The organism is Variovorax sp. 10N412, assembly GCF_056394985.1.
In genome coordinates this window covers 656,328-676,216 of sequence record NZ_JBFTIO010000001.1, presented here as the reverse complement: position 1 = coordinate 676,216, position 19,889 = coordinate 656,328, and the positions used below count along the sequence as shown (strand labels likewise).

Genomic DNA, 19,889 nt, shown 5'->3' with positions numbered 1-19,889 from the left:
ACCACACCATGTACGCCTTCACACTCGAACGGCCCGCTTCCACGGCCGAAGCGGCCAAGCTCGTTGCCGCCGGCGCCAAGCCGCTGGCCGGCGGCCAGACCCTGCTGGCGTCGATGAAGCTGCGGCTCTCGGCGCCCGAACAACTGGTGGACCTGAGCGGCATTGCCGAGCTCACGGGCATCAAGAAAGACGGCGACAGCCTCACCGTCGGCGCCATGTCGCGCCACCTCGACGTGGCGAACAACGCCGACGTGAAAGCCGCCTTTCCCGCGCTGGCCGACCTGGCCTCGCGCATCGGCGACCGGCAGGTACGCGCGATGGGCACCCTCGGCGGTTCGGTGGCCAACAACGACCCGGCGGCGTGCTACCCCAGCGCGGTGCTGGGAACCGGTGCCACGGTCGTCACGTCGAAGCGCGAGATTGCGGCGGACGATTTCTTCCAGGGCCTGTTCACCACGGCGCTGGAGGACGACGAGCTGATCACCGCGATCCGCTTTCCCATCCCGAAGCGCGCCGTGTACGAGAAGCTGCGCCAGAAGGCCTCGCACTTTCCGCTGGTCGGCATCTTCCTGGCGCAGTACGACAGCGGCGTGCGCGTGGCCGTCACCGGCGCGGGCAACGGCGTGTTCCGGCACAAGGGGCTGGAAGACGCGCTCAGCAAGAGCTTCACCGCCGCGGCCGCCGCAGCCGCAGCCGTGAAGATCGACGCGAGCGACCTGAACAGCGACCTGCATGCCTCGGCCGCCTACCGCGCGAACCTGATCAGCGTGCTGACGCAACGCGCGGTGACCAAGGCGCTGGGCTGAACAAGCCCGGTCTCACCCACGGACGCCGGAAGGTGCGACACCCTCGCGCCTTCCGCTACGCTGCGCCATGATCTTCCCGACCATCGATTCCCTCTCCAACGGGTTGGTGCAGGCCGGCTACTTTGCCGACCGCCGCCTGGCCACCGCCGTGTTCCTCGCGCTCAAGCTGCAGCGCCCGCTGCTGCTCGAAGGCGAGCCCGGCGTCGGCAAGACCGAGCTGGCCAAGGCGCTGTCGAAGGCACTGAACCGCGAGCTGCTGCGCCTGCAGTGCTATGACGGCCTGGAGCAGCGCGAGGCGCTCTATGAATGGAACTACGCGGCACAGCTGCTGCACATGCGCGCGGCCGAAGCCAGCGGCGCCGCGCGCGACGTGGAGGCCGAGGTCTACCAGCCGCACTACCTGATCCGCCGCCCGTTGCTGCAGGCACTGCAAACGCCCGCGCCCGGCGCCGTGCTGTTGATCGACGAAGTGGACCGCGCCGACGAGCCCTTCGAGGCCTTCCTGCTCGAGTACCTGGGCGAATACCAGGTGAGCATTCCCGAACTGGGCACGGTGAGCGCGGTGGTGCCGCCGGTGACCATCCTCACGAGCAACCGCACGCGCGAGCTCAACGACGCGGTCAAGCGCCGCTGCCTGTATCACTGGCTCGACTACCCCGAGCGCGAGCGCGAGCTGGCCATCGTGCGCGCCCAGGTGCCGCAGGCCGGCGAAACGCTCTCGGCACAGGTGTCGGCCTTCGTGGCGCGGCTGCGCGAGGCGCCGTTTGTCAACGCCTTCCAGCGCGCACCCGGCATCGCCGAAAGCGTCGAGTGGGCGAGGGCGCTGATTGCGCTGGACACGGTGGAGCTCGACCCCGAGGTGGTGGTCGACACCGCCGGCATCCTGTTCAAGCAGCGCGACGACGTGGCCGCGCTCACGCTGGAACTGGCGTCGGACCTGCTCAGGCCCGAGGAGCCGGCCGCGCGCTGAGCGCGCCAGGCATGCGCATGGCCGGCATTCCGCAACTCGGCGACGTCCGCAGCGGCAAGCTTGCCGGCAACATCACCGCCTTCGGCCGGGCGCTGCGCCGCGCAGGCGTGCGCACCGACGCCATGCGCATCGCGCTGGCCGCCGAGGCTGCCATGCTGGTGGGCGTGGAAGACAAGCTCGACCTGGGCGCCGCGATGGAGGCCGTGATGGTCAGCCGCGAACAGGACCGCATGGTGTTCCGCGAGCTGTTCGATGCCTGGTTCCGCGACCCGGAGCTGGCCAACAAGCTGCTCGCCCAGATGCTCCCGAGCGCCGAAGGCAAGGCTGAGCCGTCGAAGCGCCGCCCGCGCGTGCGCGAGGCACTCACCGCCCCGCGCAACGCCGCCCGGCCGGCCGAGCCCGCCAAGCCCGACAAGGAAGTCGAGTTCGACGCCGCCATGACGGCGAGCGACCGCCAGCGCCTTCAGCATGCGGACTTCAACGCACTCGGCGCGTCGGAGTACCGGCTGGTCGAGCGGCTGGCCCGTGACGTCACGCTGCCGATTCCCGCATTGCCGTCGCGCCGCCTGCGCCCCGCCGGCGACGCGGGCCGCCAGCATGTGCGCATGCATTGGCCGGGCGTGCTGCAGCAAGCGGCGCGCACCGGTGGCGAGATCCTGCGGCTGCCCCGCCTGGCCCGGCGCGAGCAACCGCTGCCCCTGCTGGTGCTGGTCGATGTGTCTGGCTCGATGGAGCGCTATGCGCGGCTGCTGCTCGCCTTCCTGCATGCGGCCACGCGCCGCGCGGGCCGGCGCGACGTGTTCGCCTTCGGCACCCGCCTGACCGACCTGACCCCGGCCTTCCGGCTGGCCGACACCGACGCCATGCTGCTCGCGGCCGGCCTGGCCATCGACGACTTTGCCGGCGGCACCCGGCTGGGCGACTCGCTGGGCGAACTGCGCCGCGCCCACGCCCGCCGCCTGACCGGCCGCCGCACGCTGGTGCTGGTGATCAGCGACGGGCTCGACACCGGCGAACCCGCCGTGCTGGAACACGAACTGCTGTGGCTCAAGCGCCATTCGCGCCGGCTGCTGTGGCTCAACCCGCTGCTGCGCTTCGACGGCTACGCCCCTCTGGCCCGTGGGGCCAGCGTGCTGCACCGCCATGCGGACGCGATGCTCGCGGTTCACAATCTCAGCGCACTGGAGCAGCTGGCTGCGAGCCTGGCCGCCCTGATGCGGTCCGGCAGATAGCGCGCTGCCGGCAAGGACAAAAAAGGAACCCACCATGGAAATGCTCGGAAACCGCCGCCTCGGCGTCACGCAACAACAAGCCTGGGAAGCCCTCAACGACCCCGAAACGCTGAAGAAGTGCATCCCCGGCTGCGACAAGTTCGAGCTCACGGGCGAGAACACCTACAGCGTTGCGCTGGCGCTCAAGATCGGCCCGGTGTCGGCCAAGTTCAGCGGCAAGGTGATGCTGTCGGACATCGTGGCGCCCGACGGCTACAAGCTGACTTTCGAGGGGCAGGGCGGCGTGGCGGGGTTTGCCAAGGGCTCGTCGAGCGTCTCGCTCAAGCCGCTGGCCGATGCAGCGCCTGCCGATGCCGAGGCCGCCACGACGCCGGGCGCCGGCTGCGAGCTCGACTACACCGTGCAGGCCCAGGTCGGCGGCAAGATCGCCCAGCTCGGCCAGCGCCTGATCGACGGCGCCGCCAAGTCGACCGCCGACGATTTCTTCAAGCGCTTCGACGCCGAGATGCAGAGCCGCTACGGCCCGTCGCCCGCGGTTGTTGAAGGTGCCGAAGCGCCGGCCGAGAAGGCCGGCATGATGTCCGGCCTCATGAAGAAGATCGGCCTGGGCAAGAAGGACAAGGACGGCGACCCGGACGCGCCCGCTGCGCCCGGCGACGCGGCCTGAGGAAGCGACCCGCGCCATGGAAAACCTCGATGTCATGGTGTTGCGCACGCTGCGCGACTGGCGGCGTGCCGGCAAGCGCGCGCTGCTGACCACCGTGGTGCGCACCTGGGGCTCGTCGCCGCGGCCGGTGGGCTCGATCATGGCCCTGGCCGAAGACGGCGCCGTGGTCGGCTCGGTCTCCGGCGGCTGCATCGAGGACGACCTCATCGCGCGCTACAGCCATGCTCACGGCAAGGGCGAGGACGTGCCGCTGGGCGCGCCGCCCGCGCTCGTGAAGTACGGCATCACGGCCGACGAAGCGCATCGCTTCGGTTTGCCCTGCGGCGGCACGCTGGAGCTTCTGCTCGAATACGCGCCCGACGCCGATGCGCTCGACCAGCTGGTGGCGCAGCTCGAACAGGGCAAGCTCATGAAGCGCACGGTGACGCTCGCCACCGGCGCGGTGCAACTCGCGCAGGCGACGGCCCCCGACGAGCTCACCGTGAACGATACCGAGCTCACCAACACCTTCGGCCCCGAGTACCGCATGCTGCTGATCGGTGCCGGCCAGCTGGCCGAATACCTCGCCACCATGGCCAAGTTCAGCGGCTTCGCCGTGACGCTGTGCGACCCCCGCGCGGAATACCGCACCGCGTGGTCGTTGCCCGGCGTGCACATCACCACCGAGATGCCCGACGACGCGGTGCTGGCCTTCAGGCCTGACCGCCGCAGCTGCGTGGTGGCGCTCACGCACGATCCCAAGCTCGACGACCTCGCGCTGCTCGAGGCGCTGCAGAGCGAGGCCTTCTATGTGGGCGCCATCGGCTCGCGCCGCAATGCCGACGCGCGGCGCGACCGCATGATCGAGCACTTCGAGCAGACCGACGCGTCGCTCGCGCGCCTGCGCGGACCCATCGGCATCTACATCGGCAGCAAGACGCCCCCTGAGATCGCGGTCAGCGTGATGGCGGAGATTCTCGCGGTGAAGAATGCGGTGACGCTGCCGCGCGAGGTCGAGGTGGCGCGCGCCAAGGAAATGCAGCAGTTGCAGCCGAGCTGAGCGCGCAGCGCCTTAGCCCATCAGCCCGATTTGGCTTGCGGCGGCACGTCGCCGCCCTTTTGCCGCTCGCGGAACAGCGCCGCGCGCATCAGGAAGATGGTGGTGATGGGCGCGGTGAGTGCAATGAACAGCACGATCAGCACCGCGTGCAGGAACAGGCTGAAGCCCTGCACCGAGAAGTAGACGATGGTGGCGATGGTCATGCACCACACGCCCACCGTCGCACCCAGCGTGGGCGCATGGATGCGGCGGAAGAAGGTGGGCAGCCGCACCAGCCCGAAGGAGCCGATGGCCGCGAAGGCCGCGCCCAGCACCGCGAAAACGGCGGTGACGATCTCCGCCCACAGCGGCAGCGGCCCGACGATGAAATCATTCATTCGATCACCTCCCCGCGCAGCAGGAACTTGGCGATGGCCGTCGAGCCGACGAAGCCGAACAGCGCGATCAGCAACGCCGCCTCGAAGTAGACGTTGCTCGCGTAGATGATGCCCAGCACCAGCATCATCAGCATGCCGTTGATGTAGAGGCAGTCCAGCGCCATCACGCGGTCTTGCGCGGTGGGCCCGATCAGCAGGCGCGAGAGCGCGCACAGCATGGCCACGGCCAGCAGGAAGAGCGCGAACTTCAGGGCCCAGAAAAGGATGGGTGTCATGACTCGAAGATCTCCATCAGGGGGCGTTCGTAGCGCTGCTTGATCTGCGCCACGAAGGCCGCTTCGTCGGCCAGGTCGAACACGTGGATCAGCAGCATGCTGCGGTCGAACGACACTTCGCCCCAGGCAGTGCCGGGCGTGAGGCACATGATCATCGCGAGCACGGCCAGGCCGTTGGGGTCGCGCATGTCCAGCGGAATCTGCACGAAGCGGGCCTCGATGTGCGAGGTGCGGCGGGTGAGCAGCAGCCGGGCCACGTCGTACGCCGACTTGAGCATGTCGTAGGTCACCAGGAGCGACAGCCGCAGCGCCACGCCGGGCCGGCGCATGCGCACGGTGGCGGGCCGCAGGCCCTTGGTGATGAGCGGCACCGCAATGGCCAGCACCACGGCCGACAGCAGCGTGGCGGCCTCCAGCGATTGCTCGAGCAGGATCCAGACGACGAACAGCGCGAAGGAGAGCGGCGGGGAAGGAATCAGGCGCTTCATGGGGCCGGTGCTTCCTTCTTCACGGGGTTGGGAACCTGCTTGGCGCCGAGCACGGCGTTGCGGTACGCCGTGGGCGTTTTCAGGCCCTCGGCCGTGGCCTTGGCGTGCTGCATCACGGGCTCGGCCCACACGGTCAGCGCCACGCAGGCCGCGAGCAGCGCGGCCACCGGCAGCACCTCGAGCGCGGGCAGCGAGGGCATGGTGGCGTGCGGCTGCGTCCAGAAGTGGCGGATGCCGGTGCGGCTCAGCGCAACCAGCGACAGGAAGCCAGAGACGATCAGCAGCGCAAGAAAGCTCCAGCCGGCGACGCCGACCCCGCCGGTGCCGAGCAGGCCCGACAGCATCGCGAACTTGCCGACGAAGCCCGACAGCGGCGGCAACCCCGCGAGCAGCAGCGTGCAGCCCATGAAGCTCAGGCCCAGGAAGGCGACGCCCGCGGGAATCGCGCGGCCGTAGAGCGCCTGGGCCTCGTCGTCGAGGTTCACGTCGGAGAGCACGCGCAGGTCTTCGGTGAGGTAGGGCGCGTTGCCGGCCGCCTCGTGCGGCGCCACGCTCATGCCCGCGTTGCGCCAGCGTTCGATCATGTCGATCAGCAGGAAGAAGGCGCTCACCGCGAGCGTGGAACTCAGCAGGTAGTACAGCGCACCGGCCCACACGGCCGGCTGGCCCAGGCCGACCGCCGCGAGCAAGGTGCCGGCCGACACCAGCACGCTGAAGCCCGCCAGGTTGGACAGCCGCTGCGTGCCGACGATGCCGATGGCGCCCACGAACAGCGTCGCCAGCCCGGTGCCGACCAGCGCCACCTGCCCGAAGGCGGCCGAGTCGCCGGTGTCGGGCGCGAACAGCACGGTCCACAGCCGCAGGATCGTGTAGATGCCCAGCTTGGTCAGCAGCGCGAACACCGCGCCCACAGGCGACACCGCCGCGCTGTACGCCGGCACCAGCCAGAAGTTGAGCGGCCACGCCCCCGCCTTGGCGAAGAAGGCCGTGGCGAGGATGGCCGCGGCCGCGTGCACCAGGCCGCGGTCGCCGGGAGAGAGCTCGGCGATGCGCACGCCCAGGTCCGCCATGTTCAGCGTGCCCGTCACGCCATAGAGGATGGCCGCGCCGATCAGGAACAGCGACGAGGCCGCCAGGTTGATCGCGATGTAGTGCAGCCCCGCCTGCACCCGCAGGCGCCCCGAGCCGTGCAGCAGCAGGCCGTAGGAGGCCGCGAGCATCACCTCGAAGAACACGAACAGGTTGAACAGGTCGCCGGTGAGGAAGGCGCCGTTCAGGCCCATGAGCTGCAGTTGCAGCAGCGGATGGAAGTGCACGCCCGCGCGGTCCCAGCGCGAGGTGGAATAGATCGACGCCGCAAACGCGATGACGCCCGTGAGCGCGACCATCATGGTCGAGAGCCGGTCGGCCACGAGCACGATGCCGAACGGCGCGCGCCAGTTGCCCGGCAGGTACACGCCGATGGAGCCCGGGCCGCCGCCGGTGTCGGCCGCGTTCACCCAGCGCAGCAGCGCCAGCGCGGCCAGCAGGCCGATCAGGCCCGAGACCACGCTCAGGGCCGACTTGGTGCGCCGCCGGTTCTCGCCCATCAGCAGCATGAGCGCGGCCGTGAGCATGGGCACGAGGATGGGCACCGCCACCAGGTGCGGCATGCCGAACTCGAGCAGTTCGTCGAGCAGGTGGAAGATTTCCTTCACTCCGCCTCCTGCCGTTCTTCACCGTCCACGTGGTCGGTGCCGGTGAGGCCGCGCGAGGCGAGCATCACCACGAGGAACAGCGCCGTCATGGCGAAGCCGATGACGATGGCCGTGAGCACCAGGGCCTGCGGCATCGGGTCGGCCGTGTTGGCCAGCGTGGCCTCGAAGCCCTTGATGAGCACCGGCTCGCTGTCGACCTTGAGCCGGCCCATGCTGAAGATGAAGAGATTCACCGCGTAGGAGATCAGCGTCAGGCCCATGATGACCTGGAAGGTGCGCGGGCGAAGCAGCATGTACACGCCCGAGCCGGTGAGCACGCCGATGGCGAGTGCGAGCACGATTTCCATCAGTGCGCTCCCTCCGCCGCTTCGGACGCGGCCTGGGCCTCTTTTTCGGCCTGCTCGTCCGCCCAGCGGTGGCTTCGCACCGATTGGTGGGCCAGGGCAGTCAGAATCAGCATGGTGGCACCGAGCACCAGCGCGAACACGCCGATGTCGAAGAACAGGGCACTGGGCACGTGCACTTCGCCGAGCAGCGGCAGGTGCAGGTGCGCGGTGTGCGTGGTCAGGAAGGGGTAGCCCATCGCGACTGCGCCGCCGCCGGTGGCCAGCGCCAGCAGCAGGCCGATGGCGATCCAGCGGCGCGGGTAGATGCGCAGGTGCTCTTCCACCCACTCGGTGCCCGACACGATGAACTGCAGCACCAGCGCCACCGACATCACCAGCCCCGCGACGAAGCCGCCGCCGGGCGCGTTGTGGCCCCGCATGAAGAAATACACCGACACCAGCACCGCCAGCGGCAGCAGCAGCCGCACCAGCACGGCCGGCACCATCAGGTAGCCGACGGCGGTGTCCGTGGCGCGGCGCGGGTTCAGCAGGTCGCTGCTGCCGTCGTCGACCTGCAGGCGCTGCTGGACCGGCAGGGCCATCGACTCGATGGCGGGACGAAAGCGCCGCAGCAGTGCATACACGGTGAGCGCCACGATGCCGAGCACGGTGATTTCGCCGAAGGTGTCGAAGCCGCGGAAGTCGACCAGCATCACGTTGACCACGTTGGTGCCGCCGCCTTCGGTGAGCGCGCGCTCCAGGAAGAAGGGCGAGATGCTCTGGGGGAAGGTGCGCGTCATCATGGCCCAGGCCATGGCCGCCATGCCGGCGCCGGCGATGCTGGCCACCAGCAGGTCGCGCCCGCGCCGGCCCCAGGGGCGCAGCCGCACGCGTGCGGGCTGAATGACGTCCTTGCTGCGCATCGGCAGCCAGCGCAGGCCCAGCAGAATCAGCACCGTGGTCACGGCTTCGACCACCAGCTGCGTCAGCGCGAGGTCGGGGGCGGAGAACCAGATGTAAGTGACGCACGACACCAGCCCCGCGCCCGAAGCGAGCATGAGCGCTGCGAGCCGGTGGAACTTGGCCTGCCAGGCAGCGGCCAGCGCGCAGGTGCCGCCGATGATCCAGGTCATGGCGAACATCGGCGAGAAGGGAAGCAGCTCGCGTGTGCCGGGTGCGGCGGGCGAGGTCCACAGCGACGCGGCGGCGCCGGCCACGGCCACGAGCACCAGCAGCAGCAACTGCCACTGCATGCGGCGTGTGCCGAACAGGCGGCGGCTGCGCCGGCCGGCTTCGCTCAGCAGCGCGAGCAGGTGTTCGAAGATGACCTGGCCGTCGAAGCGGTGCAGCAGCGGCGTGTGCTCCAGGCCGCCGCGCGCGCGCTGGCGGCGCTGCAGCAGGTACAGCGCGCCGCCGCCCACCAGCGCCACGAAGCTCATCATGAGCGGCAGGTTGAAGCCGTGCCACACGGCCAGGCTGTACTCGGGCAGCGTGCCGCCGACCACCGGCGTGGCGGCAGCCGCGAGCAGCGGGCCGATGGACCAGGCCGGCGCCACGCCGACCACCAGGCACACCAGCACCAGCAGTTCGACCGGCACGCGCATCCAGTGCGGTGGCTCGTGCGGGTGCTTGGGCACGTCGTTGCCGCAGGGCGGGCCGAAGAACACATCGAACACGAAGCGCGCCGAGTACGCCACGCTGAAGATGCCCGCGATGGTGGCGATCACCGGCAGGCTGAAGTCGACCCAGGGCGTGGCCTGGATGAAGACCGTCTCGGCGAAGAACATTTCCTTCGACAGAAAGCCGTTGAGCAGCGGCACGCCGGCCATCGAGGCGCTGGCGATGATGGCCAGCGTGCCGGTGATGGGCATGAGCCGCATCAGGCCGCTGAGCTTGCGGATGTCGCGCGTGCCGGTCTCGTGGTCGATGATGCCGGCCGCCATGAAAAGCGAGGCCTTGAAGGTCGCGTGGTTCATCACGTGGAACACGGCCGCCACGGCCGCGAGCGGGCTGTTCAGGCCCAGCAGCAGCGTGATGAGGCCGAGGTGCGAGATGGTCGAGTAGGCCAGCAGCGCCTTCAGGTCGCGCTGGAACATGGCGATGAAGCCGCCGAGCAGCAGCGTGATGGCCCCCGCGCCACCCACCAGCCAGAACCATTGCTCGGTGCCCGAGAGCACCGGCCACAGGCGCGCCATCAGGAACACGCCGAGCTTCACCATGGTGGCCGAGTGCAGGTAGGCCGAGACAGGCGTGGGCGCGGCCATGGCGCGCGGCAGCCAGAAGTGGAACGGGAACTGCGCGCTCTTGGTGAAGGCGCCCAGCAGCACCAGCACCAGCGCCACGGGGTAGAGCGCATGCGCGCGGATCAGGTCGCCCGAGGCCAGCACTTCGTCGAGGTCGTAGCTGCCGACGATGCGCCCGAGCACCAGCACGCCGGCCAGCAGGCACAGCCCGCCCGCACCGGTGACGGTGAGCGCCATGCGCGCCCCGCGCCGCGCGTCGCGCCGGTGGTGCCAGTAGCCGATCAGCAGGAACGAGAACAGGCTGGTGAGCTCCCAGAACAGCACCATCTGGACAAGGTTGCCCGAGAGCACCACGCCCATCATCGCGCCCATGAACGCGAGGAAGAACGAGAAGAAGCGCGGCACCGGGTCGGAGGCCGACATGTAGTAGCGCGCATAGAGCACCACCAGCGCGCCGATGCCCAGCACCAGCATGCAGAACAGCCATGCGAAGCCGTCCATGCGGAACACGAGGTTCAGGCCCAGGGCCGGCAGCCATTCGATTTCTTGCCGCAGCACATTGCCGTGCGCGATCTGCGGGAAGAACCATGCGGCCTGGATGGCGCAGCCCAGTGCGACCAGCCCCGCAAGGGTCGACTCCCTGTTGCGAGCGTTGGACGGCATCAACGCGGCCAGCACGCTGGCGATAAAGGGGAGTGCGACGAGAAAGACCAGGGGCATTGGGGTTGATTCTATCGGCCGCCCTTATGGAAAGCCTTATCTATAACCGTAAGACATAAGGCTGTTTTCGGGGCATTCAGCTCGAGAAGGCATGCACCGTTCGGATGCCGAGCCAGGTGAAAAAGAGCGATCCGCCGAGGTGGGCCATGGCCGTCACCATGGCCACGCCGAGCCTGCCCTCCAGCAGCATGGTCGTGACCTCGGCCGAGAACGTCGAGAAGGTGGTGAGGCCGCCGAGAAACCCGGTCACCAGCGCCAGTCGCCAGACCGGATCGAGGTCCGGCAGCAGTTGGAAGGTGGCAATGGCCATGCCGATGAGGTAGCCGCCGATCAGGTTGGCGGCGAGCGTGCCCCAGGGCATGAGGCCGCCGGTGCCGAGCCAGAGTGCAAGGCCCCAGCGGGCCAGCGCGCCGATCGAGGCGCCGACGCAGATCGCAAGAATCGGAAGCAGCATGCGTCTATTGTCGGCGCGTTGTTCCGCGCTTCAGGGTGCTCGTGGCTGCGACTCTCCGCGGCCTTTCCCTGCCCGTGTCACATGTTCGCCGCATGTGCTTCGCGCATGAAAAAGCCGCCCGAAGGCGGCTTGCGTTGCATCGATCCGGGTGGGATCAGCGCGGCATCAGGCCGGCATCAGGACTTGGGGGCCTTGGCTGCCTTGGCCTCCTTCGGCTTGGCGGATGCCGCGCCACCGAAGCTCTGGCCATTGACCGTGAGGCCCTCGGCCGACAGCTTCTCGGCGTTCTTTTCCTTCACGCCCTTCACGCGCTGCATGAAGTCGGGCCAGTCCTTGAACTCGCCTTCCTTGCGCGCATCGAGGATGCGCTTGGACATCGAGGGACCGACGCCCTTGATGCCGTCGAGGTCGGCGGCCGTGCCCTTGTTGACATCGACCGCGGCGAAAGAGACGACCGCGAACAGCATGGCGGTTGCGGCCAGGATCTTCTTGAACATGATTTTTTACTCCCTGATTGGTTGGTATGGCTGACAGCCGACAAGAACGTCGGCCCGCGCTCAACGGGAGCAGGAAACGGGGCGTTGACGCGCAAAAGCATATTCAGCGCCCACGTGACCATTGTTCAGAATCGTGATCGGAGTTCTCAGAGTTCTTCGACGCGGCGCGGCGGATAGCTGTCCCAGGCCTGGCAGCCGGGGCAGTGCCAGAAGTACTGGTGCGCCTCGAAACCGCAGGCCGCGCAGCGGTAGCGCATGAGCGGGCGGGTGGCCTGGTCGAGCGCGCGTTGCACCTGCGGATGGAACTGTTCGTGCTCGAATTTTTCGCCCGCCAGCCAGCGCGATGCCGCGACCAGCGAGGGCTGTTGCGCCAGGTGCGCGATGTAGCCGTCGCGCGGGGTGGGCTGCGGGTCTTCGGCCGTGGCGGTCGGCGTGCCGCCGAGCGCGATCATCGATTCGAGCACGTCGATCGACGGCGACTCCACATAGCGCCGCTGCAGCAGTGCGAGCGCGTCGGCTTCGCGGTGCGCGGCCACGGCGGCCTGCTGCAGTGCGGCGGCGTAGAGCGGCAGCGCGAGCGGGGCGGTGCCGCTCAGCGCCACCAGCGTGTCGAAGGCCGCGGCCGCCTCGCCGTTGCGCAGTTGAAGGTTGGCCGTGTCGATGGCGGGGCGTGGAGCTTGCGGCGCCAGCGCGACGGCCTGCGCGAGCAGCCCGGCCGCACCCGGCAGGTCGCCGGAGGCCACGTGCTCGGTCGCCTGCTCGCAGAGGTGGTGCGCGCGTCGCGTGCTGTAGCTGGCCTGGTCGGACTCGTCGAGCTTTTGCGCCACGTCGGCTGCCTGCATCCATTCGCGCGAGCGTTCGTAGATGGCCAGCAGCGAGAGGCGCGCCTCGTTCTCGTAGCGCGTGCCTTCGAGCTTCTGCAGCGCGGCCTCGGCGCGGTCGAGCAGGCCGGCGCGCAGGAAGTCTTGCGCCAGCGCATGCTGGGCGCGTTCGCGGTCGCTGCGGCTCAGGTCGCCGCGTCCGAGCAGGTGCTCGTGCACGCGCACGGCGCGCTGGTACTCGCCGCGGCGGCGGAACAGGTTGCCGAGCGCGAAGTGAAGTTCCTGCGTGTCGGGGTCGTTCTGCACGGCCTCGATGAAGGCGTCGATGGCCTGGTCCTGCTGCTCGTTGAGCAGGAAGTTCAGGCCGCGAAAGTAGGCCTTGGGGGCCTGGCGGTTCTCGAGCTTGAGTTGCCGGATGTCGAAGCGCGATGCGAGCCAGCCCAGCACGAAGGCGACGGGCAGGCTGATCAGCAGCCAGCTGGGATCAAAGTCCATGTTGACGTACGGCGGGAAGGTCGGTGGCGGAAATGGAGGGCGCTGCGGCGGCAACCGCCGCGGCGGTCGGCGGCATCGGCATCTGGGCTTCGGGCGTCGCGGGCACCTGTGCGGCTGCGGCGCGGTGTTTCCACCAGCCGGGCAGCATGCCCAGCGCACCGACCACGAGCCCGCCGGCGAATGCCGCGAGCACCACGAGCACCAGCGGCGCGCGCCAGTAGGTGCCGAAGAAGAAGTAGACGGTCGCGTCCTGCTGGTTGTTCAGCGCGAAAGCGAAGAGCGTAAAAAAAATGGCTGCCTTGAGCAGCCACAGGAGGTATTTCATAGCTGTTCCCGTTGCCGGGAGCATTCTACGTTTGCAGGCATTTCGAATCGCCTGCGTGTCAGGCCTTGCGGGCCCTGGCTTCCTTGCCGGCATCGAGCTCCGCGGTCTTTGCATCGACCGCTTCGCGCAGCGCCTTGCCCGGTTTGAAGTGAGGCACCCGCTTCTCTGGAATCTGCACGCTCTCGCCCGAGCGCGGGTTGCGCCCGATGCGCGGCGGACGCCGGTTGACCGAGAAGCTGCCGAAGCCACGGATCTCGATGCGGTGTCCGCGCACCAGTGCGTCGCTCATCGCGTCGAGGATGGTCTTGACGGCGTATTCGGCATCGCGGTGCGTGAGCTGCGCAAAGCGCGCTGCAAGTTCTTCGACGAGGTCTGAGCGGGTCATGGGCCAAACACAAAAACGTGGACGAAAAAAAAGACAGAGCGGCCCCAAGGGCCTGCTCTGTCTTCGGCCTCAGCTTACTTGTTGTCGCTGTTGTCGAGCTTGGCGCGCAGCAGGGCGCCCAGGCTCGTCGTGCCCGCGTTCTCGCGTGCCGACTGCTGGCTCAGGTTGGCCATGGCGCCTTGTTCGTCGACCATGTCCTTCTGCTTGATGGACAGCTGGATGTTGCGGGTCTTGCGATCCACATTCACGACGATGGCGGTGACTTCGTCGCCTTCCTTCAGCACGTTGCGGGCATCTTCGACGCGGTCGCGCGAGATTTCCGAAGCACGCAGGTAGCCGAGGATGTCCTCACCCAGGTCGATTTCAGCGCCACGGGCGTCCACGGTCTTGACCTTGCCGGTCACGATCTGGCCCTTGTCGTTCACGGTGGTGAACGTGGTGAACGGGTCGCTGTCGAGCTGCTTGATGCCCAGGCTGATGCGTTCGCGGTCGACGTCCACAGCCAGCACGAGCGCTTCGACTTCCTGGCCCTTCTTGTAGTTGCGAACGGCGGTTTCGCCGGTTTCGTTCCACGAGAGGTCCGAGAGGTGAACCAGGCCGTCGATGCCGGCAGCCAGACCCACGAACACGCCGAAGTCGGTGATCGACTTGATCGGGCCCTTGACGCGGTCGCCGCGCTTGGTGTTTTGCGCGAACTCTTGCCACGGGTTGGCCTTGCACTGCTTCATGCCGAGGCTGATGCGGCGCTTGTCTTCGTCGATTTCGAGGACCATGACTTCGACTTCGTCGCCCAGCGAGACGATCTTGTTCGGAGCGATGTTCTTGTTGGTCCAGTCCATCTCGGACACGTGCACCAGGCCTTCGATGCCGGGTTCGAGCTCGACGAACGCGCCGTAGTCGGCAATGTTCGTGACCTTGCCGAACAGGCGGGTCGATTGCGGGTAGCGGCGCGAAACGCCCATCCACGGGTCGTCACCCATTTGCTTCAGACCCAGCGAGACACGGTTCTTTTCGGTGTCGAACTTGAGGATCTTGGCGGTGATTTCCTGGCCGGCCTGAACGACTTCGCTCGGGTGGCGGACACGGCGCCATGCCATGTCGGTGATGTGCAGCAGGCCGTCGATGCCGCCGAGGTCCACGAACGCACCGTATTCGGTGATGTTCTTGACCACGCCGCGGACAACAGCGCCTTCCTTCAGGGTTTCCATCAGCTTGGCGCGTTCTTCGCCCATGCTGGCTTCGACCACGGCACGGCGCGACAGCACGACGTTGTTGCGCTTGCGGTCGAGCTTGATGACCTTGAATTCGAGGGTCTTGTTCTCGTACGGGGTCAGGTCCTTGATCGGACGCGTGTCGATCAGCGAACCCGGCAGGAACGCGCGGATGCCGTTGACCAGGACGGTCAGGCCGCCCTTGACCTTGCCGCTGGTGGTGCCGGTGACGAAGTCGCCCGATTCCAGGGCCTTCTCCAGGGCGAGCCACGAAGCGAGACGCTTGGCGGTGTCGCGCGAGAGGATGGTGTCGCCGTAGCCGTTTTCAACGCTGCCGATGGCAACGGAAACGAAATCGCCGGCCTGGACTTCGAGTTCGCCCTTGTCGTTCTTGAACTCTTCGATCGGCACATACGCTTCGGACTTCAGACCGGCGTTGACGACGACGTGGTTGTGTTCGACACGCACGACTTCGGCCGTGATGACCTCGCCGGTGCGCATTTCGGAACGCTTCAGGGACTCTTCGAATAGGTCGGCAAAAGATTCAGACATTTATGGTTCCTTCCGTCAGGCAGGGTTGGCAGGCGCTCGTGCGAAATTGCGTGCGGCTGCTGTGGGTCTGTAGACGGCGGTTGGTTGGGCGTGAGCCCGGGTTCGTTGAACAACCAGAAGGCCAGTGCGCTGTCGCGCGAGAAGAGCCTGCTGGAGCGGTATGCGCCCGCCGGAACACCCGGTTGGCGCGAGCCCTTCAAGCGGACTTGAAAGGCTGTACTTGCTGCCACCAGTTCAACACCGTGTCGATCGATTGCTCGATGGACAGCCGGGAGTTGTCGAGGTGGCGGGCATCCTGCGCCGGCTTCAGAGGGGCGACGCTGCGGGAGGAGTCCCGGGCGTCACGTGCTTCCAAGTCGGAGCGAAGACTGTCGAGTGTAGTCGAAATACCCTTTGAAATCAACTGCTTATGGCGCCGTTCGGCGCGCTCGGCCGCGCTGGCCGTGAGGAACACCTTGAGCGCCGCGTCGAGGAAGATCACGGTGCCCATGTCGCGGCCGTCGGCCACCAGGCCCGGCAGGCGGCGAAAGCGCTGCTGCAGGGCCAGCAGCGCGGCGCGCACGGCCGGCAGCGTGGAGACCCGCGAGGCGTCCATGCCGGCGGCTTCGGTACGGATGTCCTCGCTGACGTCCTCGCCGGCGAGGAGCACCTTGCCATCGGTGAACTGCAGGGGCAGGGCGGCCGCAAGGGTGGCGATCTCGGCCTCGTGTCGGGTCTCGGCGCTCAGCCCGGCGCGCCGCATGGCCAGGCCTGTCACGCGGTAGAGCGAGCCCGAGTCCAGGTAGTGATAGCCCAGCAGGCGCCCCACTTCGGCCGCAAGCGTTCCCTTGCCGGAGGCGGTCGGGCCGTCGATGCAGATCACCGGTACCTCGGTGGCTTCGGCGACCGAGAACAGGGTTTCGAAGTAGTCGGGGAAGGTCTTGGCGACACAGTGCGGGTCGAGGATGCGTACCGGCACGCCCGCCGGGTTGAACGCCGCCAGCGAGAAGCACATGGCCACCCGGTGGTCGTCGTAGGTGTGGATGGCTGCCGCCCGCCAGTCGGACTGGGCCAGCGGGTGCACGCGGATGAAGTCCGGCCCGGCCTCGACGGTGGCGCCGAGCTTCTTCAGTTCGTTGGCCATCGCGTCGATGCGGTCGGTTTCCTTCACCCGCCAGCTCGCGATGTTGCGCAGCGTGGTCGGGCCGTCCGCGTAGAGCGCCATCACGGCCAGCGTCATCGCGGCGTCGGGGATGTGGTTGGCGTCGATGTCGATCGCCTTCAGCGGCCAGGCGCCGCGGCGCACTTCCAGCCAGTTCGGGCCGCTGTCGACCTGCGCGCCCATCTGCCGGGCCGCGTCGATGAATCGGATGTCGCCCTGGATCGAATCGCCGCCCACCCCCTCGATGCGTACGCCATTTTTGCCGGATACGCCCGTCGCTATTGCACCAAGCGCTATGAAATAGCTAGCAGAAGACGCGTCCGCTTCTACATGGATGTCGCCCGGCGAGCTGTAGCGGCTGCCGGCGGGAATGGTGAAGCGCTCCCAGCCGTCGCGCCGCACCTGGATGCCGAAGCGCGCCAGCAGGTTCAGCGTGATCTCGATGTAGGGCTTGGAGATGAGCTCGCCGACCACCTCGATCACGATGTCGCGCCCCGCCGACGCCTCAGCACCGGTCGTGGGGGCAAGATTGCCCGCCGCGAGCGGCAGCGCCAGCAGCAGCGCGGTCAGGAACTGGCTGGACACGTCGCCGCGCACGCGGATCGGCGCGTCGAGCGCCAGTTCGCCGTGCGGCACCGGGTGGATGCGCAGTGGCGGGTAGCCGGGGTTGCCGAGGTAGTCGATGCGGCAGCCGAGCTGCGTGAGCGCGTCGACGAGGTCGCCGATCGGGCGCTCGTGCATGCGCGGCACGCCGCTGAGTTCGAATTCGCCGCCCAGCAGCGACAGCGCCGCGGTCAGTGGACGCATGGCGGTGCCGGCGTTGCCGAGGAACAGCGGCAGCAGCGTGCCGCCGGGTTTCAGCTGGCCGCCGACGCCGGTGATGCGCAGCGTGTTTCCGCCGGGGTCGATGCCGCAACCGAGCGCGCGCAAGGCGTCGAGCATCACGCGCGTGTCGTCGGAGTCGAGCAGGTCGTGGACCGTCGTGGTGCCGCTGGCCAGCGCGGCCAGCAGGAGCACGCGGTTGGAGATGCTCTTGGAGCCCGGCAGGCGCACCGTGCCGGCAGCGCCTGCCAGCGGCGGGAGGTCGAGGAAGGCCGTCGAGAACATGTCAGTTGTCCTGTTGCTGCGACGACGTGCCGGCGGCCGGCTTCCAGGCCGCGCGGGTCTTGCTGGCGGCGGCAATCGATTGCTCCAGCGCCTGCAGGTCGCCCGCGGTCATCAGCGCCTCGAGGTCTTCCAGCGCCTTGCGGAAGGCCTGCGACTGCTGCAGCACCTGTTCGCGGTTGGCCAGCAGCACGTCGCGCCACATGACCGGGTCGCTGGCGGCAATGCGCGAGAAGTCGCGAAAGCCCGGTCCTGCGAGGCTCAGGAAGCGGTCGCCGTGCGGCTGCGCCGCAATGGCGTTGGTGTAGGCGAAGGCCAGCAGGTGCGGCAGGTGGCTCACGGCGGCGAAGGCGGCGTCGTGCTCCTCGTGCGTCATGGTGAGCACGTGGGCGCCGATGCCGCTCCACACCTGCGAGGCGCGCTGCACGTTGGAGCGCAGCGTGGTCTTGACCGGTGTCAGCACGACCTGGCGGCCGGTGAAGAGCGAAGCTTCGGCGTGTTCGATGCCTGAGACTTCCTTGCCGGCGATCGGATGAGCCGGCACGAAGTTCGCGAACTGCTTTTGCAGGCCGTTGCGTGCGGCCTCGATCACGTCGCCCTTGGTCGAGCCGACGTCCATCACCAGCGTGTCGGCCGAAATGCCGTGGCGAATGGCCTTGAACATGGCCTCCGAGGCCGCGACCGGCACGGCGAGCAGCACGAGGTCCGCCCCCGACACCGCCAGCAGCGCCGAGGGCGCCGCCACGTCGATCACGCCGAGCTGGCGTGCCCGCTCGGTCGTGGAGGGCGACTTGCTGTAGCCCACCACGCGCTTCACCAGCTTCGCGCGCTTGAGCGCGAGCGCAAAGGAGCCGCCCATCAGGCCGCAGCCGATCAGTCCCAGTTGTTCGAACATGCTGTCTGCCTGCCGCTCAGGCCTTGACGGGGTACGCGCCCAGCACCTTGTAGAAGGCGCACAGGCCGCGCAGCTCGGCCAGCGCCGCGGCCACATTGGGCTGCGAGGGGTGGCCGTCGAGGTCGATGTAGAAGTAGTACTCCCACTGGCCCGTGCGCGCGGGGCGCGACTCGAAGCGCGTCATCGACACGTTGTTCGCCTTCAGCGGCACCAGCAGGTCGTGCACCGCGCCCGGGCGGTTCGGCACCGAGACGATCAGGCTCGTGCAGTCGCGGCCCGAGGCCGGCGGCATGGCCAGCGTCTGCGGCAGGCAGATCACCGAGAAACGGGTGCGGTTGTAGGAGTCGTCCTGGATGGCGTGCGCCACGATGTGCAGGCCGAAGCGGGTGGCGGCACGTTCGCCGGCCAGCGCGGCCCAGGCCGGGTTGGTGGCCGCAAGGCGTGCGCCTTCGGCGTTGCTCGACACGGCGCGCCGCTCTGCGTTGGGCAGGTGCTTGGACAGCCAGGTCTGGCACTGCGCCAGCGCCTGCGGGTGGGCCAGCACGGCCTCGACGCCTTCGAGCGAGTTGCTGTTGCGCAGCAGGTGGTGGCGCACCAGCAGGCTGACTTCGCCGACGACATGGGTGGGCGAATGCAGAAACAGGTCGAGCGAACGGGTAACCACGCCTTCGGTCGAGTTCTCGACGCCGACCACGCCGTATTGGGCGCTGCCCGCCGCCGTGGCGTGAAACACCTCGTCGAAGCTGGCGCAATAGACCAGGTCCGCGGCGCCGCCGAAGTATTCGACGGCGGCCTGTTCGCAGAAGGTGCCTTCGGGGCCCAGCACGGCCACGCGCTGCGGCGATTCGAGCGCCAGGCAGGCCGACATGATCTCGCGCCAGATGGCCGCGACATGGAGGTCCTTAAGCGGACCGCCATTGCTCTTTTGCATCTTGTCGATGACCTGCGCCACACGGTCGGGGCGGAAGAACGGCGTGCCTTCGCGCTTCTTGACCTCGCCCACCAGTTCGGCGACGTGGGCCCGCTCGTTGAGAAGGCTGAGCAGCCTCTGGTCGAGCGAATCGATCTGCACGCGCAGATCGGAAAGGCCTTCGGATTTATCGGCGGGAGCGCCGGACGAGGAGGGTGGTGTGGGTGCGGAATCGGTCATCGGTGCGAGCAGCTGAGCG

20 protein-coding genes are annotated in these 19,889 nt (G+C 68.2%); 5 read left to right on the top strand and 15 right to left on the bottom strand.

The genetic code is table 11. From position 1 onward, the window contains the following. Positions 1 to 8 precede the first annotated feature (8 nt). From AC1DJH_RS03445 to AC1DJH_RS03425, 5 genes are all read left to right on the top strand, one after another. On the top strand, positions 9 to 806 hold the full coding sequence (locus AC1DJH_RS03445; protein WP_478184717.1) for an FAD binding domain-containing protein: 798 nt from the start codon (positions 9 to 11) through the stop codon (positions 804 to 806). 67 nt (positions 807 to 873) lie between these two features. Next, the gene (locus AC1DJH_RS03440) at positions 874 to 1,776 is read left to right on the top strand and encodes an AAA family ATPase (RefSeq protein WP_435483237.1); all 903 of its coding nucleotides are present in this window, start codon (positions 874 to 876) and stop codon (positions 1,774 to 1,776) included. Between the two features lie 17 nt (positions 1,777 to 1,793). Next, complete coding sequence (locus AC1DJH_RS03435; RefSeq protein WP_472117843.1) at positions 1,794 to 3,008, top strand: vWA domain-containing protein; 1,215 nt, start codon at positions 1,794 to 1,796, stop codon at positions 3,006 to 3,008. Between the two features lie 34 nt (positions 3,009 to 3,042). Next, entirely contained in the window at positions 3,043 to 3,675 is a 633-nt protein-coding gene (locus AC1DJH_RS03430) for a CoxG family protein (RefSeq protein WP_478184716.1), read from the top strand. 16 nt (positions 3,676 to 3,691) lie between these two features. Further along, complete coding sequence (locus AC1DJH_RS03425) at positions 3,692 to 4,714, top strand: XdhC family protein (RefSeq protein ID WP_478184715.1); 1,023 nt, start codon at positions 3,692 to 3,694, stop codon at positions 4,712 to 4,714. A 20-nt stretch (positions 4,715 to 4,734) separates the two neighbouring features. Here AC1DJH_RS03425 and mnhG read toward each other — a convergent pair whose 3' ends face one another. The 15 genes from mnhG to pheA form a co-directional block, all read right to left on the bottom strand. Beyond that, a complete protein-coding gene (gene mnhG, locus AC1DJH_RS03420) occupies positions 4,735 to 5,091 on the bottom strand; it encodes a monovalent cation/H(+) antiporter subunit G (protein WP_472117837.1) in 357 nt (118 codons plus the stop codon). Beyond that, positions 5,088 to 5,366 (bottom strand): K+/H+ antiporter subunit F, encoded by a 279-nt coding sequence (locus AC1DJH_RS03415; RefSeq protein ID WP_435435442.1) that lies wholly within the window; start codon positions 5,364 to 5,366, stop codon positions 5,088 to 5,090. The genes mnhG and AC1DJH_RS03415 overlap by 4 nt, the downstream gene beginning before the upstream one ends. Beyond that, a complete protein-coding gene (locus tag AC1DJH_RS03410; protein WP_478184714.1) occupies positions 5,363 to 5,854 on the bottom strand; it encodes a Na+/H+ antiporter subunit E in 492 nt (163 codons plus the stop codon). Before AC1DJH_RS03410 ends, AC1DJH_RS03415 begins: the two co-directional genes overlap by 4 nt. Next, on the bottom strand, positions 5,851 to 7,506 hold the full coding sequence (locus AC1DJH_RS03405) for a monovalent cation/H+ antiporter subunit D (RefSeq protein WP_478184989.1): 1,656 nt from the start codon (positions 7,504 to 7,506) through the stop codon (positions 5,851 to 5,853). The genes AC1DJH_RS03410 and AC1DJH_RS03405 overlap by 4 nt, the downstream gene beginning before the upstream one ends. 41 nt (positions 7,507 to 7,547) lie before the next feature. Continuing rightward, the gene (locus AC1DJH_RS03400) at positions 7,548 to 7,898 is read right to left on the bottom strand and encodes a Na+/H+ antiporter subunit C (protein WP_093124545.1); all 351 of its coding nucleotides are present in this window, start codon (positions 7,896 to 7,898) and stop codon (positions 7,548 to 7,550) included. Further along, positions 7,898 to 10,840 (bottom strand): monovalent cation/H+ antiporter subunit A, encoded by a 2,943-nt coding sequence (locus tag AC1DJH_RS03395; RefSeq protein ID WP_478184713.1) that lies wholly within the window; start codon positions 10,838 to 10,840, stop codon positions 7,898 to 7,900. Before AC1DJH_RS03395 ends, AC1DJH_RS03400 begins: the two co-directional genes overlap by 1 nt. A 76-nt stretch (positions 10,841 to 10,916) precedes the next feature. Beyond that, positions 10,917 to 11,294 (bottom strand): fluoride efflux transporter CrcB, encoded by a 378-nt coding sequence (crcB, locus tag AC1DJH_RS03390; RefSeq protein WP_478184712.1) that lies wholly within the window; start codon positions 11,292 to 11,294, stop codon positions 10,917 to 10,919. 176 nt (positions 11,295 to 11,470) lie between these two features. Next, positions 11,471 to 11,791 (bottom strand): ComEA family DNA-binding protein, encoded by a 321-nt coding sequence (locus AC1DJH_RS03385; RefSeq protein ID WP_478184711.1) that lies wholly within the window; start codon positions 11,789 to 11,791, stop codon positions 11,471 to 11,473. Between the two features lie 146 nt (positions 11,792 to 11,937). Beyond that, positions 11,938 to 13,107, bottom strand: coding sequence for a lipopolysaccharide assembly protein LapB (gene lapB / locus AC1DJH_RS03380; protein ID WP_435435448.1), 1,170 nt, complete (start codon positions 13,105 to 13,107; stop codon positions 11,938 to 11,940). Further along, the gene (locus tag AC1DJH_RS03375; RefSeq protein WP_435435449.1) at positions 13,097 to 13,432 is read right to left on the bottom strand and encodes a LapA family protein; all 336 of its coding nucleotides are present in this window, start codon (positions 13,430 to 13,432) and stop codon (positions 13,097 to 13,099) included. Before AC1DJH_RS03375 ends, lapB begins: the two co-directional genes overlap by 11 nt. Before the next feature lie 58 nt (positions 13,433 to 13,490). Continuing rightward, complete coding sequence (locus AC1DJH_RS03370; RefSeq protein ID WP_108134806.1) at positions 13,491 to 13,817, bottom strand: integration host factor subunit beta; 327 nt, start codon at positions 13,815 to 13,817, stop codon at positions 13,491 to 13,493. A gap of 74 nt (positions 13,818 to 13,891) precedes the next feature. Then, entirely contained in the window at positions 13,892 to 15,580 is a 1,689-nt protein-coding gene (gene rpsA, locus AC1DJH_RS03365; RefSeq protein ID WP_187108569.1) for a 30S ribosomal protein S1, read from the bottom strand. Positions 15,581 to 15,776: 196 nt separating this feature from the next. Further along, on the bottom strand, positions 15,777 to 17,828 hold the full coding sequence (locus AC1DJH_RS03360; RefSeq protein WP_478184710.1) for a bifunctional 3-phosphoshikimate 1-carboxyvinyltransferase/cytidylate kinase: 2,052 nt from the start codon (positions 17,826 to 17,828) through the stop codon (positions 15,777 to 15,779). Position 17,829: 1 nt separating this feature from the next. Beyond that, positions 17,830 to 18,720 carry a prephenate dehydrogenase gene (locus AC1DJH_RS03355; protein WP_478184709.1) on the bottom strand — a complete coding sequence of 297 codons (891 nt, stop codon included), beginning with the start codon at positions 18,718 to 18,720 and terminating at the stop codon, positions 17,830 to 17,832. A gap of 16 nt (positions 18,721 to 18,736) precedes the next feature. Next, a complete protein-coding gene (gene pheA, locus AC1DJH_RS03350; RefSeq protein ID WP_478184708.1) occupies positions 18,737 to 19,870 on the bottom strand; it encodes a prephenate dehydratase in 1,134 nt (377 codons plus the stop codon). Positions 19,871 to 19,889 lie beyond the last annotated feature (19 nt).

Coding starts and splice junctions, on each gene's coding strand:
- AC1DJH_RS03445 (WP_478184717.1), top strand. CDS start 9: ATGTACGCCTTCACACTCGAACGGCCCGCTTCCACGGCCGAAGCGGCC.
- AC1DJH_RS03440 (WP_435483237.1), top strand. CDS start 874: ATGATCTTCCCGACCATCGATTCCCTCTCCAACGGGTTGGTGCAGGCC.
- AC1DJH_RS03435 (WP_472117843.1), top strand. CDS start 1,794: ATGGCCGGCATTCCGCAACTCGGCGACGTCCGCAGCGGCAAGCTTGCC.
- AC1DJH_RS03430 (WP_478184716.1), top strand. CDS start 3,043: ATGGAAATGCTCGGAAACCGCCGCCTCGGCGTCACGCAACAACAAGCC.
- AC1DJH_RS03425 (WP_478184715.1), top strand. CDS start 3,692: ATGGAAAACCTCGATGTCATGGTGTTGCGCACGCTGCGCGACTGGCGG.
- mnhG (WP_472117837.1), bottom strand. CDS start 5,091: ATGAATGATTTCATCGTCGGGCCGCTGCCGCTGTGGGCGGAGATCGTC.
- AC1DJH_RS03415 (WP_435435442.1), bottom strand. CDS start 5,366: ATGACACCCATCCTTTTCTGGGCCCTGAAGTTCGCGCTCTTCCTGCTG.
- AC1DJH_RS03410 (WP_478184714.1), bottom strand. CDS start 5,854: ATGAAGCGCCTGATTCCTTCCCCGCCGCTCTCCTTCGCGCTGTTCGTC.
- AC1DJH_RS03405 (WP_478184989.1), bottom strand. CDS start 7,506: ATGCCGCACCTGGTGGCGGTGCCCATCCTCGTGCCCATGCTCACGGCC.
- AC1DJH_RS03400 (WP_093124545.1), bottom strand. CDS start 7,898: ATGGAAATCGTGCTCGCACTCGCCATCGGCGTGCTCACCGGCTCGGGC.
- AC1DJH_RS03395 (WP_478184713.1), bottom strand. CDS start 10,840: ATGCCCCTGGTCTTTCTCGTCGCACTCCCCTTTATCGCCAGCGTGCTG.
- crcB (WP_478184712.1), bottom strand. CDS start 11,294: ATGCTGCTTCCGATTCTTGCGATCTGCGTCGGCGCCTCGATCGGCGCG.
- AC1DJH_RS03385 (WP_478184711.1), bottom strand. CDS start 11,791: ATGTTCAAGAAGATCCTGGCCGCAACCGCCATGCTGTTCGCGGTCGTC.
- lapB (WP_435435448.1), bottom strand. CDS start 13,107: ATGGACTTTGATCCCAGCTGGCTGCTGATCAGCCTGCCCGTCGCCTTC.
- AC1DJH_RS03375 (WP_435435449.1), bottom strand. CDS start 13,432: ATGAAATACCTCCTGTGGCTGCTCAAGGCAGCCATTTTTTTTACGCTC.
- AC1DJH_RS03370 (WP_108134806.1), bottom strand. CDS start 13,817: ATGACCCGCTCAGACCTCGTCGAAGAACTTGCAGCGCGCTTTGCGCAG.
- rpsA (WP_187108569.1), bottom strand. CDS start 15,580: ATGTCTGAATCTTTTGCCGACCTATTCGAAGAGTCCCTGAAGCGTTCC.
- AC1DJH_RS03360 (WP_478184710.1), bottom strand. CDS start 17,828: ATGTTCTCGACGGCCTTCCTCGACCTCCCGCCGCTGGCAGGCGCTGCC.
- AC1DJH_RS03355 (WP_478184709.1), bottom strand. CDS start 18,720: ATGTTCGAACAACTGGGACTGATCGGCTGCGGCCTGATGGGCGGCTCC.
- pheA (WP_478184708.1), bottom strand. CDS start 19,870: ATGACCGATTCCGCACCCACACCACCCTCCTCGTCCGGCGCTCCCGCC.